Here is a 15110-nt window from a genome sequence, read left to right as displayed (position 1 = left end):
CTAATTTCTATTTTTCTTAAAATTCTCCGCTTGTTCTAATACATTTTTGTAAACATCTTCCTGTGTGATAGGTGGATATCCAAACTCATGAAGTTTGATAATAATATCCATTTTTAATTGCGCTTTGATATCATCTCTATCGCTCCAATCAGGATATTTAGCTGTATTTTCTACAATTATTTTTATTTCACGAGCTAATTCTAGCATTTTATCATTGTCGAATTCAAAACCGTATTGTTTACAAATCATATCCAAAATGTCGTAAAAAGCTTTTTCTTCATAATCAATACCTAAATCTTGGAACGAATCCATTTCAACTCGAAGTTTGATAATTAAGTCCAACATTTGTTCTGCTGTATCAAATTGAATACCTTCATAATCTAAAATATCGCCTTCGCTACGTTCGTTGTAACGGTTGATGATGGATTGTAAACGTTCTGAAAAATCTTGTCCTTTTACTTTATTCACCTTTTTAAAATCGTTGATGGTTTGTTTTAGTAAACGTTCTAAGATTTTAATTTTGGTATTCGGTAATTCTAGGTTAGAGATTTTCTCAATGAATTTATCGTTGAATAAATCAATTGCATTTGCCTTATTATCGTCTAGTTTAAAAATTTCTTCAACACCTTCCGAAATGATGGCTTCTTCTACCAACCTAGCCACTTTAGCATTCATTTGAGCGGTATCAGGCGCTTCACCTTTAGTCAATTTTACCACAATTGATTTTACTGCAAAATAGAAATGAATCTCATCCACTTCTTTTGGTGTAAATAATTCAGATCCGCTAACCAAATTATAAGCTGATTTCAGTTTTTTTGTGATATTTACAAAAAACTTTTCAGAATCTTCGGTTTGTAAAACCAATTCAGATGCTTTGTTTAAGCATTGCAAACGTTCTACAGGATTGCCGTGATAATATAGAGTTGTATCAAATTGATGGAAAAACTGACGCAACAAATCGACTTGATCGCGAACAATAGTTTCGGCTTGGTTCAGATCTTCAAAATCATCATCAGCCGTTTGATTATTGAACATACCCAACGCTTTATTCAAGTTCTTTTTGATACCAATATAATCCACAACTAAACCTCTATCTTTCCCTTCGTATTTTCGATTGACACGAGAAATCGTTTGGATTAAATTATGGGTTTGCAAAGGTTTGTCAATGTAAATAGTATCTAAAAAAGGCACATCAAATCCTGTTAACCACATATCCACAACAATCGCAATCTTGAAATTGGATTTGATTTGTTTGAACTGTCGATCTAATTCTTTTCGATCTTCTTTATTACCCAATAAATCCCATAACTCTTTTTCATCGTCTTTGTTACGTGTCATAATCATTTTAACACGTTCAATCGGTTTAATTTCCTTTTGTTCTTTTTCATTTAAACCATCAGACTGTATTATTTCTCCCCATTCAGGGCGTAGACTCAATATTTCTTGATACAATTTATACGCAATTCCACGAGAAGCACATACAAACATTACTTTTCCCGCAACAGTTGCATTTTCTTCTAAACGATTTTCATAATGTTCGATAAAATCCTTTGCAATGGCTTTTATACGGTCGGTATCGCCTAGAACCACTTCCATATTGGCAATGGCTTTTTGACTGGCTTCTACGTGATATTCCGATGCGCCTTCAGCTACTGCATTTTCATAGTAAGATTCAATTTCCTGAACTTTATTGTAATCTAAATTCACTTTTGCAGCTCGACCTTCATAGACCAAACGAACCGTAATTTCATCATTAACCGATTCGAACATGGTGTATTGATCGACCACGTCACCAAAAACTTCTAATGTTTTATCAATCGGTGTTCCTGTAAAACCAACATAAGTCGCATTCGGTAAAGAATCGTGTAAATATTTAGCAAAACCATATGATTTAGTTACACCTTTATCTTCGTCAATTTTAACTTTTAAATCTAAATTGACTTGCGAACGATGGGCTTCATCCGAAATACAAATAATGTTGGTACGATTGGATAGAATTTCTGCATCTTCGGCAAACTTTTGAACGGTTGTTAAATAAACTCCACCGCTTTCAATTCCGCGCAAGCGATCTCTTAAATCCGCTCTTGATTCAATATTAATAATATTTTCATCGCCAATAAATTTCTTTGCATTGGTGAAATCTGTAGACAATTGATTATCCAAATCGGTTCTGTCGGAGATAATAATAATCGTAGGACTTGCAAAATCGGTCGAACGCATCAATAAACGCGACAAATACAACATCGTGTAGCTTTTTCCACAACCTGTTGCACCAAAATAGGTTCCACCTTTTCCATCACCTTCTGGTTTGCGGTGCACTAAAATATTTTGATAAAGTTTATTCGCAGCATAATATTGCGGATAGCGCGTTAAGATTTTCAGTTCGTGTTTTGAATTATCAGGAAATAGAATAAAATGATGCAGAATATCAATCAATCGATTTTGATTCAACATTCCATGCACAATTGAAGTTGTAGTTTCAATTCCAGTTAACGCTTTTTTCTCGTCACCCGTGATTTTGTTCCATCCGTAATAAAATTCGTAAGGAGAAAATAACGTTCCAGCCTTGTTATTGACGCCGTCCGAAATCACACAAAACGCATTGTATTTCATCAATTCAGGAATATCTCTACGGTAACGAATCGTTAATTGCATATACGCATCATGAATCGTAATATCTTCTTCAATAGCTGTTTTAAACTCAAAAACTACAACAGGAATTCCGTTGATGTACAATATCAAATCAGGGATACGAAGTTCCGAGCCTTGAATTTCTAATTGGTTGACAATTTTGAAATTATTCGCTTTTACATCATTTATATCAATGTATCGTATATGTAAATCCTTTTTACTAGGATCATTGCGTTTAAAAATCAAGCCATCTGCCAATAATTTACAGATGTATTTGTTGGAATCGTACAAATTAGAAGCAGATTTAAAAGCCATTTCATTCACTAAACTTTCTAATTCTATTTCTTCTAAATCAGGATAACGATTTTGTAAAAACGTAAGTAAATCGTCTTTTAATAGAACTTCTTGATTAGATGTTCTTATTAACTCTTTTCCGTTGATATAGTGATAACTTTCTGTTTCCAAAAGGTTGATAAATGCTTGTTCTAATTGTGATTCGGTGTATTTCATTGGTTACAAATTCTCGTAATATTTTAATTTTCTTTTATTGAACGCAGGCATTGCTCCTTCTAAAACTTTTACAATACATTCATTAATTTCCGGATTTTCGATTGCACCAGCTTTAAACGAAAACTTATAATTATTCTCCTTGTCGAGTTCAGTATAAATTACTTGTTCTGCATCGGCAACAACTGCTAAATTTGGATTATGTGTAACTAGTATTATTTGTCTCTTTGATTTAGCTTTCTTAATAAATGGAACTAAAATATTTGCAACACTATGATTATCTAGATTATCTTCTGGTTGATCAATAATTAATGGAATGTCATTATTGTCAAGTAAAAGGTAAAATATTAGTAATAAAGCTCCTTTTTCACCAGGAGATAGTTGTTCTAAATTTTTACTTCCTTGACGCAATTCATAATTATAATCAATAAAATCCAAGGAAAATAAATAATCATATAAGTCAATTACGTCATTTACTTGATTTTCAATATTTGTCTGTTTTCCTTCATCTCTTAAATCAGTAAAAAATGGACTTATCAAGTTATCCAATAATTTAGTAACACCTTCAAAGTTATCAATATCTACATTTTCAATTATTTTTCTATATTGTATTTCAGCATTTTCTTTTCCGTAAAAAGTTCCTGCCTTATTGAAAGAAATAAAATCTAAAAACTTTTTTTGAAAATTAGTAGTAAATGTAAAAGAAGCTTCTATTTCTATCGGATATGCGGAAAGTAATTCATTATTCTCATTAATAATATTGTCAATACGTTGTTTTACATTTTGGTATGTGGATAATACAGAACTTTTTAATTCAAAGATATCATTTGTAAGTTTTAATCTTTCAATTTTTTCAGCTTCTATTTCACTTGTAAGACTTACATTTAAATAATTCAATTCCTTTTTATAGAACTCTAATGTACCTTGGTTATTTTCATTGCCAATTATTTTACTTTTAAGATCTTCCCAATTTTTCTTTTCTAAAAGATAGTGTTGATAAACTTTGTCAGCTTCGCCTAAAGATTTTTGTATATCTTCTTTTCTATCTATATATCCTTTTAAAATGTTCTTTTCAGATTTATAATTAGGATCGGTAGAAGTAGATTCTTCTAATGCTAATTTGTAATCTTCATATAATGTATTCTTTTCGGATAATAATTTGTCTAAATTTTCAAGATTTGATGTTACTGTAATTAATTCACTAATATCGAGATTTTTGTATTTCGATAATTCTTGAACTAAACTATTTTTAAAGTCAACAACTTCTTTTACTTTATTGTCAATCCGTTGTTTAAGTGATTTTAACTCATTAATCTCAATTAAAAGATTCAATTTTAACTCTTCAATTTCTTTTATTTTATCTTCTTGAAGTTTGATGTTCTTATTTAATCCTTCAATTTCATCATTGACAATTTTATTTTGTTCAGCATGTTCAGGATTGTCGTTAGGATTTGACACAGAAATAGGCTCAATTAAAGCGTTCAGCTCATCTTGCTTTTGTTTTATATGATCTTCAATACTTTTTTTATATAGTGGATTTAACTTAACTTCCTTATTGAATATAGATTCATTAACAGAATGTAACTTACCTTTCAATTGAGTAATTTCTTCTTTACTCACACTATTTTTATAGTCAATCAATTCTTTAAAATTAGTCTTACCTAATTTCTCATCTTCTTCCAAGTGAGTAAACACAACATCCTCGATTTCTTTATTGAATCCTTCTACTGATTCATTTGTAATACTTTCAAAGTAACCTTGAGGTAAATACTTTACTTTTTCTGTAAATGTACTATCAGTTTTATCATTTAGATTTTTGATACTTTCAGTTCCGCTTAACCATTTTAGTCTTGCTTCAAAATTTTGAGAAATACGACCATTATTTTCACCAAATTTTTTCTTATTTAAGAATGAAAAATCATCATGGTTACCATTATAGTCTCCACAGAGACCGATAATATCTGCTAAAGCACTTTTGCCATTTCCTTTATTACCTATAATAGCAACTAATTCAGGGTTAAGTGGAATATCCACTTCATTAAACCATTCGCCATGAGTGGATTGGTTATATCCTGAAACTTGATTAATCTTAATAGATTCTATATATTTTGTACGATTTGTTGTTATTCTAATTTCGATAGGGTTTTTATCATTTATAACAACTCTATCTATAGGTTCAACAATTAAATGTTGTAAAGCTTTAAAACTTTTTTCACCTTTAATCCAGCAATATCTATCTGTCGGATTAGAATCTTTATCACGTAATTTTCCGAATGGATAGTCTAGTTGATGTGCGTCACTACCTTTAATACAAGCAATGTTTTTCCCAACGTCGGTAACGCATCTATCACTTAAAAAATAAGAAATCTGTCTTTTGTTTCCTGATCCTAATATATTAGCAAAATTAATAATCCCTAATTTAAAAAATCCATCATTGATTGGATCAATAGCGTCAATTCCTCCGTATTCATCATACGGTACCCAAACTAGAAACTTATTTTTTAAAATAGATGAGTTTAATTTTTTAATAGTATCGAAATAATCGAAAGATATTTTACTTAATTCCTCGACAGTTGTAACATGTCCTAATTTCGATTCATTTCCACCATCATATTTGCATTCTAAACTATTTAATTCAACTTCAATACTATTGAGATCAGTATTATTATCAAAAATTATATGAAAATTGATACTTACTCCACCTTCAGTAGCTGTAGAATTTTTGTGATTAATTTTATTATTCATTCTAAACTCTACCACTGGGAAAAGAATTTTCCCTTCAACTCCACCTAAACTAATAATTTTTTTATACCCTTGTATAGAACAATAATCATTAATTCCTATTACATCAGCTTCTGATTTTTTTAAATTTTCGATTAATATAGGGTAGTCAGCATCCGAAGCAAATCCAGATGCAGGTGTATGTATATGTAAGTCCCATATATTCCATTCTGAGCCTTTGTTTATCATAAAAAAAGTTTTCTTTGTTAATAGTAGTTTATTTTTTTTATCACTCCTCCAATCTCGCCAATCGGCTTAACAACAAACTTTGGAGTTGGGTGAGTTTTTGGTTTTGCTTATTAATCGATATTTTATATTCTTCAATTTTATTTAATTCGCTTTCAAATGATTTTAGTGTTTTTTCATTTGGAATTAAAATTTGCATACTATTTAAGTATTCAGTAGTCATACTTGGCACCGCAGATCCAACATTCAAAGAATTAAAATCCATTCTAGAAAGTACGTTGAAAATATAAATCAAAACGTTTTCAATTTTTGGTATTGAATAGAACATAGTATCAACAGACCAAAATGGACTTTTAACATATAAGATATTGTTTAAAGAACCTTTCCTTGGAATTAAAACTGAAGGTTTATCATACAGAACACTGTCAACATAACTCATTATACCTCCAGAACCATAAAGTGGTATTTTTCCAACATTTAAGTGCTTGTAATCTTTACCATACTTTACAGTTATTAAATCTGATAATAATCCAACCTCCCAATCCTCAGGGATTTCCTTTTCCAATTCTTCATTAAACACCATAGCACCGCCTGAAGATTTGTAGGGTTGACCTTCTTCATTCGGGAATTCAAAATCCACAAACCAATGTTTGTACAAAGCTTGTGCAGTGGCTTCTAATTTCTCGCAAATGGCTTCGTTGACTTTTATTTTGTTGGCTACCGCTTCGTATTGCGCTACAATTTCACGTTGCTTTTCGATGGATGGAATGGGTAGTTCTACTTCGCACATATCTGTCCAATCGAACACTTCTCGAACACTTCCAATTGAGTGATAACGTGCATAACGATCAAACTCTGGGCGAGAAAACCACATCATCAAATAATCAGGATTTAATTTTTCTTCATCTATGATTTTGAATGTTGTATAGGCTTGAGAAACTAATGCCTTTTCATGATTCTTTAATAATGCTACACCAATTTTATCTCCACGTCTTGACGTATCAGGAATATAAGTAAATTGATTCTTTGAAAGAATTTTATATTTACTCATATCTGTACCAACTGTATTAGCAATAGATGGAATAAATACTTTTTGTACCGAAACACCTAAAAGAGGTAAATCAAGTAAATCTCGGTTTCGATCATCAATTACTTCAATGTATTCACCCAACTTCTTATAACTCATAACCCAACGATTTAAATACGTTTGCTACTTGTTCTTTCAATTCGGCTTCTTGTGCAAACAACGCTTTCAAATCGCTTTGTAAAACTTGCATTTGCGTATCGTAATCCAAGGATTCATCACGGTTTACAAATTCGATGTACTTGCTTGGCACCAAAGAATAATCTTTTTTACGAATTTCTTCTATACTTGCCGAATAGCAATATTCCGCTTCGTTAGCATAGGTCGTTTCCCAATCCTTCAGTTGCCAGTTGTGGTAGGTTTCAGCAATTTGCTCAATATCATTTTCAGAAAACTGAGTAAATTTCTTTTCAAACGGTTCTCCTTTTTGGCGTAAGTCCATAAATAACACTTCGCCCTCACGCTTACGGTAGTGTATGGGCGAATTGCAATTCGCCTTTACTACGGTGCGTTCGTTTTTATTGCGGTTCAAAATCCAAAGCGTTACCGAAATATCCGTAGAATAAAACATCGCACGCGGCAAAATCACAATCGCTTCTACCAAATCGTTTTCAATAATTTGTTTACGGATTTTGTATTCTTCACCACCACCCGAAAGCGCACCATTGGCCAAGATAAATCCAGCCACTCCGTTTTGAGATAGTTTGGAAATCATATTCAAAATCCAAGCATAATTGGCATTCGATTTTGGAGGTACTTCGTAACCTGCCCAACGCGGATCGTCGGTTAATTCGTTTTCGGCACGCCAATCTTTTAAGTTAAACGGAGGATTCGCCATGATGTAATCGGCTTTCAATTCCTTGTGCTGATCGTCTGCAAACGTATCAGCTGCTTTGTTTCCTAAATTGGCAGAAATCCCACGAATCGCCAAGTTCATCTTCGCCAGCTTAAACGTAGTATTGGTTAACTCTTGTCCGTAAATCGAGATGTCTTTTTTGTTTCCTTGATGCTTTTCAATAAACTTCAACGATTGTACAAACATACCACCCGAACCACAAGACGGGTCATAGATTTTCCCTTTGTACGGTTCTATCATTTCGGCAATTAAATTTACAATCGACTTCGGCGTATAGAATTCTCCTTTTCCCTTTCCTTCGGCAATGGCAAACTTGCTCAAAAAGTATTCGTACACACGCCCCACAATATCCTGCGCCTCGTCTTTTAGCGTATCAATATTGTTGATGGTATCCAATAAAGCCGAGAATTTGGATTGATCCAATCCCAAACGTGAGAAATAGTTATCAGGCAAAGCACCTTCTAAGGATTTGTTTGTTCGCTCAATCGTTTTTAAAGCCGTATCTACTTTTAGGGTAATGTCTTCTTGTTTAGCATTTTCGATGATGTACGTCCAACGCGATTCTTCTGGAAGATAGAATACGTTTTCTGCCTGGTAGAATTCAGGAATTTCTAAGAAAGCTTCTTTGCCTTCTGCACTTAATTCTGCTCTGCGTTTGATGAATTTATCACTCGCAAATTTTAGGAAGATTAAACTTAATACAATATGTTTATATTCGGATGGTTCTACAGAACCTCGTAATTTATTTGCTGAATCCCATAGGATTTCTTCGGTACTTTTTGTTTGGACTTTTTTAGCCATATTTGCTTATCAATTCTTTGTTGTAAATATACAAATACAATAACTGCGAATAAAGTAATATTATCGGATAATTATTTACGTAAAACCGTATTTGTATATATATATCAAAAATATTAATTTATAGCGACAAAATAAGACGTGATGATAATAAAAAGTTATCAAAGTGAAGGTAAATGATAATTGCTTTTGAAAGAAAAAGGAAATCAAGATTATTTTTAAACTTCAATAATCAACTCTTTTATAAAACCATTATCTATTTCATCAATATATCCATGAGGATTACAGATGATTTCAGTAGCACCAATCTTGTATCGACAAGGTGTGTGAATATGTCCATGAATCCAATACATTGGTTGATGTTCTAAAATAAAATCTTCCAAATTTGAAGCATAAGCTGCTGTTACAGAAATATTTTTATACTCTTCAGGTACAGATTTAATACTTGGTGCATGATGTGTAATAACTATATTTTTTAAAGCTATGGAATCCTTCAAGCTTTGTTCAAGCCATGCAATAGATTTATTATGTATTCGGTAAATATCAATAGTTCTCATTTTTGAATAAGAAGGATCACGTTTAATATATTTGTAATCATTCATTTGACTTTGACAAATTATCCCATATTTCATTGGATCTCCAAATATTGAAAAATCTGTCCATAGTGTACAACCATGAAAACGAATTCCTTCAATATCAATAAAATCATTTTCTAAAACTGTTATATTTGAATTTAATGCTGCATCTTTTATCTTTAATAATGTTTTAGGGTATGAACCTTTATAATATTCATGATTCCCTAAAAGATAAATAATCTTTTTATTTGGAATATATTTTTTACACCATTCAATTCCTTTGATACCAAGATGTGTATCACCAGCTAAAATAATTAAATCTGCATTTTCGAATAAAAGAGAGGTACTACCAAATTCTAAATGTAGATCACTAAGGATTTGAATTTTCATGATTGTAAGTATAATTAATAGGATAAATTTAGTAATCATTTCCTATCTTTACATCATTAAAATAGTAATTACGTACGCGTAAGCTTTCGTCAATTGGTGTCAGAAAACTAGGAATCTTCTAAAACAACCAAATTTTCGTTAGGCTTACGCCCATGTCTATATATGGCGTGGGCTGAGTCTTTCTGGTTGTTTGGGTATCCTAGTACCTCTGTCACGAAATGTATTTAGTTCCACGCTACTTTTTTTCTAAAAACAATCTAGACATGGAAAAACAATTAACATTACAAGAGCAAAAGAGTATTATTGCTCAATTCTTAAGCGTTGCCTTATTTGGCAATGTTAATCCACCAGAATTTATAAGAATTAATGAAATTGAAGTAAAAGAGTTTTCAGATTCTTTCAAATCAGGAATACTTAATAAAAAGGAAGATTTTAAACCATTCATCGTAAATTCTATTTCAGAATATATTTCAAATTTGAATGAATCCGAAAGAAATAAGTTGTTTTGGATGATCATTTCAACTGCAAATTTTACAGCGGATGCTTTTTTATACAATAGAAATGATGCTTCTATAGAAGAAATCCATATTGAGATTCTTGATGCTATTGAAAAAAATCAAACTAATTTATTTGTTAATTTATTTTTTGCTCGAATTCTTACTATAAAAGGAGGAATTAAAGCTTATAAAGAACATTATGCGACAAAAGAATGGTATGATTCAGCGATTGAAAATCAATTAAAAGAATATAATGAATTTTGCTTAACAACTTAAAATTAGAACTAATGAAAGTGAAATTTATAACATTCATCTTATTCTATACGATTTTAAATTCTTTTTCTTTTGCTCAACAAAAATGTCCTGATTTAGAAAACGAACTTAAATTTCAAAAGGCTAAAAATGAAGAATTATCGAAGGAAAATCGTTATTACAAAGAAACGCTTGGTTTATTGAAACCAATTCAGTCGGTTAAGATTGAAGGTTTACAGCTTGATATTACAAGTATAGTAGGTTCTAAAGCTGATAAAACAGTTACGGTAACTTTTATGTACAAAAATATAGAAGCTGAAACACGAAGCTTTTTCCAATGTGAGCAGGCTTATTTTATAGATTCTCAAGGAAATCAAGCTCAGACTTATGAAGTATTTGTGTCATTTAATAATGGAATTCGTGCCGAAAATATCGAACCTAACATCCCAACCAAAGCAACCATCACATTCAAAACAACCGAAACAACCTTTCCAATCATAAGACAATTAAAAATAATCGTTTATTCAAAGGTGTTAATGACTAAAAATAACGAAGCAATTTTTGAGAACCTTGATGTTGTATGGAAATAAAAAATGGATCATATTGATCCATTTTTTAGTCTACTTTTCCCTCATTAATTACTTCTTGCATTATTGCATTTGACTTTGATTTAATTATTATTAATTTTTTCAAAACCTCATTTAATTCAATTAAAGTGTTATTATCAATTTTTTTTGCTATGTTAACTTGTTTGGCAATTAAATTAATTTGATCTCCAATTATTGAATAATTCTTATTAATAAATTCAATTTCTTCAAGAGGAAGTTTAAATATTTTTTTTGGTGGATCAGTTATAATTTTGTTCACAATTAAGTCTGTCATTGTTAAATTATCATCTTCAGATAATTTAATAATTTTATTTTTCTGTTCTTCAGATAATCGAATTGCAATCCTTTTATTTTTTTTCATTTTTCTATTTTTTTGAAAATTGTTTTTAGTATTTTGAGTTCCGAAAAATATTTTCCTTTTTTACTCTAAAGGCAGGTTGTGTTTTGTGTTGTACATACAAATCCACATCTTGCATGTAAATCGATTTTTAACTTATATTTAAGAATTTTTATTAATTATGAATTCGTTCAAATCTTTGAAGTTTTTATAAAAAGATGAATCATCTTTTACTTTACTTTTTAATTCAGTTTTTAAAAAATCTGTTGCAGATTTTCCAGCATCATCATGATCCAAATAGGATTCAATTTTTTCATATTGATTAATCAAGTTTATATTTTTTCTGAGTAATGAAATTGAATTTAAAATCAAAAAATCATATAGAAATTCATCATAAGGAAATAAAAAAAGGTAACTAATAAAATCACTCCAACTTTCAAAAATTTTTAATTGAGTTTGATTATTTTTAATCAAAGTAATATCTTTTTTTATCAAACACATTTTGACATATTTGTTTCGAATTTCAAAACCATTTTGAATATTTGGAAATGCAATTGCGTAATATTTTTTATCATTTAACTTGTAATGAATTTCTTTACAGTATCTATTTACAATTTCTAAAGGAAGTTTTCTCTCATCTAAATATTTAATCAAAGGAAATGAAGTGATTTTTTTCAATTTTAAGACATTATAATTATTTTTTGGAGGTAATATATCATTTGAAACTTTTTGCTGTTGAAAAGAAAAAGACTTCTCATTAAAATGCTTTAATACTCCTTTTAAATCTGTTTTTAGAAAATGCAGGTAAAAATCTACAATTTTACCTCCTAAGCCATTTCCATGATCAAACCAAATGTCATATTTATAGTTTTTTGAAATATGAAATGAAGGTGTAGATTCATTGGGTCGAAAAGGTGATTTAACCCATATTGATTTTTCTGATTTATATAGTGGATTTACTCCAAATTGATTTGTTAGTAATTGCACAAAATTAAGGCTGTTTATCTCGTGTAAATTCATTTTTATCCTATTTAAGTTTACAATTTTACCCGTTCATCCTATTCAAGTTGCTCTATCAGTAGGATAGAGGCTTAAAAATCATCCTATCCAATCCTATTCAACCTGTTCAGGAAATTTAATTCTGAATAGGATTGAATAAGATAAAATACTAATCTTACCCAGAATAAGTGTCCATTAACAGAGGGTTTGAATAAGATGAACGGGATGAATAGGATGTTTTTTACATTCTAAAAAATTCATGATAGTAATTTGATAGTTTAATTTTGTATTTTTTTGTACGTTCATCTCCAATTCTAATTGTTTTATAACCTATATTGTTTAATAATCTTCCTAAGACTATTGGATTCTTATTGATGAAGACTTTTTTTAATTGAAAACAAAGTTCAGTAACCGTCAAAAAATCCTTCTCATCTTCACTGTGTTCAACAAATGCAATAATTTCTTCTTCTTCGCGAGTAAAAGCTCTGAATTTGCTATTTTTTGCATCATTGTAATTTAATTCGTCAGCGGTTAAGAATGGATTGAATGATTTATCATGATATGCTAAATGATAGGCATGTGACCAAACTTTATTAATATCAATTGTAGAGTAGGAGAAATCAAAATGATCGACCTCAAAAACAAGCCATCTTACATTGCTATTGTCTTTTAGAATTCCAATTTGATTGGTAGATCCTAAAAATGAGGCTATACGTTCAATTCGTTCTGATTTTCTCCCATATGGTAATCGCTCATTTATGCTGTCCTTAGATATAAGAGATTTAGTAAATTCTATATCTTTTGTCATAAAATTTTGCATCTCATCTAGATTTATAATCAAGGACTTAGCAATCTTGATAATAGAGTCTTTATCGTTGCTGATGTTCTCAGCTATGTATTCTTCTAAAATAGGTGGGCATAAGTATCGAATAAAAGTACTCTTACCAATATTTTGTTTAGGGCTATAAAAAATAATTGCGTTTTTGTTAACTATTTTCTTTTCACAAGCACAGAGGATTGTGCGAACTAGAAACTTTCTGAATTGTAGATTAAAAAACTCTTGATGTTCATTCACTACAATTTTCGATACCAATTCGCCTATATAATCATAGCCATCCCATTTTGGTAATAGGTTATGAAAATAGTTTTTGATAGGGTTATAATGATTAGATGTAGCTTTTAAATAGATTAAAAGCTTGTCAAACGAAATACGAATATCATTCCTTTCGATTTCTACATATAGACGTTCTAGATTCAATTCATTGTAATTATATTCTCCTTGAATTGAGGATTCATAAAGGAGACTAATGTTATTAAATCTGATATCATATCTATTTTTTAGATATTCCTCTAGCTGGTCGAATACAGAACGTAACGACTTATAATTTTTGCTCATAAAATGATTGAATTATAAGTTTTTTGCCTTACCTTTGACCTAGGATTTAAAAATAAGACAAAGCAAAAAACTTTGTTAATTATATTTGAAAGTGATTATTGGGGAATAATCACTTTTTTATTTTCTATGTTTTGTGGTGTATTTGTAAGCATCAGACTTTAGTTGTTCTTTTGATTTATTTCCTTTTGATAAAAGCCATTGATCTATTAAGTCTTTATCAAAAAATAAATGTTTTCCATTTGGCTTTGAATGCGGTAGGATATTATTCTGAACCATTTTATAGATTGTCGATTTAGAATAGCCAGTATAGTTTGCTAATTCATCTGGGTTTAATACCTTCTTTTTATCTAGTAATAGAGTTTCTATACTTAATAATTTTTCTAAAATTAAATTGTCCATTGGTATAATGTTTTAATGATTATACCAGCAAAATTATAATATCGGAAAAGTGGGAAAAGTGGGAAAAGTGGTCATACCACTAAAAATCTTTAAATAATTTTTTAATTTCTTCATTTAATCCTGAAGTAGGTTTAGGATCCTTTGTAAATTGTTTATAATCGTAAATTTGATCATCATTTGAGTTAATAAAATAGATTAAAAAATCATTTGTAATATTATTAAACTTAATATTCTTTTGAATTTTAAGATTATTATACAGCTGTCTTAAAGTTGGGACATCTGCTTTTAGCCTAATTTGTTCTTTTAAAAATAAATCTTTAAAATTTATAAATTCTAAATCATAATCTGCTAAAAGTTCGTTATCAATAAAAAAAAAGTATACTTTTCTCAGTTGTTCTTCTGATAATTTAATATTAGTATTTTCACTCGAGTTCATAACGTCTACCTTTTCTTTTTTTTGACTGCTTTGTTTTGAATGAATATTCGTTACATTATTAATTTGTTCTAAATGATTATTAGTCTGTGAGTTTTGAAAGGTTTTAGAATTATCGATAGTATCAATATTTGTATGATAATTATGATTGATTTCGGTATTATTGAACGTTGTTTTTCTATTATTGATGATATCTTTTAGAGTTTTTTTAAATATCATCTTATACAAAATAATAATAAATACTATAAGAGCAAGTATCACAATTAATCTCAAATAATTTTCGGTGTAATCACTTTGATTAGGATTTAAAAAAATAAAATTGATTAAGATTGATGAAATTATAACCAAGTATGAAATTATCTTAAATCTCTGGTCTTTGAT

The 15110-nt window shown here is 29.8% G+C and carries 12 protein-coding genes; 2 read left to right on the top strand and 10 right to left on the bottom strand.

Going from position 1 to position 15110, the window contains the following annotated elements; all coding sequences use genetic code 11:
* From E4J94_RS13955 to E4J94_RS13935, 5 genes are all read right to left on the bottom strand, one after another.
* The gene (locus E4J94_RS13955) at window positions 1–3141 is read right to left on the bottom strand and encodes a type I restriction endonuclease subunit R (protein WP_135836405.1); all 3141 of its coding nucleotides are present in this window, start codon (window positions 3139–3141) and stop codon (window positions 1–3) included.
* Window positions 3142–3144: 3 nt separating this feature from the next.
* Window positions 3145–6108, bottom strand: coding sequence for a TrlF family AAA-like ATPase (locus tag E4J94_RS13950; RefSeq protein WP_135836404.1), 2964 nt, complete (start codon window positions 6106–6108; stop codon window positions 3145–3147).
* A 40-nt stretch (window positions 6109–6148) separates the two neighbouring features.
* Window positions 6149–7291 carry a restriction endonuclease subunit S gene (locus E4J94_RS13945; protein WP_135836403.1) on the bottom strand — a complete coding sequence of 381 codons (1143 nt, stop codon included), beginning with the start codon at window positions 7289–7291 and terminating at the stop codon, window positions 6149–6151.
* On the bottom strand, window positions 7281–8846 hold the full coding sequence (locus E4J94_RS13940; protein WP_135836402.1) for a type I restriction-modification system subunit M: 1566 nt from the start codon (window positions 8844–8846) through the stop codon (window positions 7281–7283). Before E4J94_RS13940 ends, E4J94_RS13945 begins: the two co-directional genes overlap by 11 nt.
* A gap of 215 nt (window positions 8847–9061) precedes the next feature.
* Complete coding sequence (locus E4J94_RS13935; RefSeq protein ID WP_125350745.1) at window positions 9062–9808, bottom strand: metallophosphoesterase; 747 nt, start codon at window positions 9806–9808, stop codon at window positions 9062–9064.
* A 263-nt stretch (window positions 9809–10071) separates the two neighbouring features.
* Here E4J94_RS13935 and E4J94_RS13930 point away from each other — a divergent pair, with 263 nt between their 5' ends.
* A complete protein-coding gene (locus E4J94_RS13930; protein ID WP_135836401.1) occupies window positions 10072–10581 on the top strand; it encodes a hypothetical protein in 510 nt (169 codons plus the stop codon).
* An 11-nt stretch (window positions 10582–10592) separates the two neighbouring features.
* Window positions 10593–11147 (top strand): hypothetical protein, encoded by a 555-nt coding sequence (locus tag E4J94_RS13925; RefSeq protein WP_125350747.1) that lies wholly within the window; start codon window positions 10593–10595, stop codon window positions 11145–11147.
* Between the two features lie 25 nt (window positions 11148–11172).
* Here the strand turns inward: E4J94_RS13925 and E4J94_RS13920 are convergent, their stop codons facing one another.
* From E4J94_RS13920 to E4J94_RS13900, 5 genes are all read right to left on the bottom strand, one after another.
* A complete protein-coding gene (locus tag E4J94_RS13920; protein WP_125350748.1) occupies window positions 11173–11526 on the bottom strand; it encodes a hypothetical protein in 354 nt (117 codons plus the stop codon).
* Between the two features lie 138 nt (window positions 11527–11664).
* The gene (locus E4J94_RS13915; protein WP_125350749.1) at window positions 11665–12522 is read right to left on the bottom strand and encodes a toprim domain-containing protein; all 858 of its coding nucleotides are present in this window, start codon (window positions 12520–12522) and stop codon (window positions 11665–11667) included.
* Window positions 12523–12742: 220 nt separating this feature from the next.
* The gene (locus E4J94_RS13910) at window positions 12743–13897 is read right to left on the bottom strand and encodes a VapE domain-containing protein (RefSeq protein WP_135836400.1); all 1155 of its coding nucleotides are present in this window, start codon (window positions 13895–13897) and stop codon (window positions 12743–12745) included.
* A gap of 117 nt (window positions 13898–14014) precedes the next feature.
* On the bottom strand, window positions 14015–14296 hold the full coding sequence (locus tag E4J94_RS13905) for a helix-turn-helix transcriptional regulator (RefSeq protein ID WP_125350827.1): 282 nt from the start codon (window positions 14294–14296) through the stop codon (window positions 14015–14017).
* Window positions 14297–14375: 79 nt separating this feature from the next.
* Window positions 14376–14948, bottom strand: a complete 573-nt coding sequence (locus E4J94_RS13900) for a hypothetical protein (protein ID WP_135836399.1) — start codon at window positions 14946–14948, stop codon at window positions 14376–14378.
* Window positions 14949–15110 lie beyond the last annotated feature (162 nt).

The sequence above is a fragment of the Empedobacter tilapiae genome (genome assembly GCF_004785645.1).
In the GTDB taxonomy this organism is placed as follows: Bacteria; Bacteroidota; Bacteroidia; order Flavobacteriales; family Weeksellaceae; genus Empedobacter; species Empedobacter tilapiae.
This window is presented reverse-complemented; position numbering and strand designations above follow the sequence as displayed.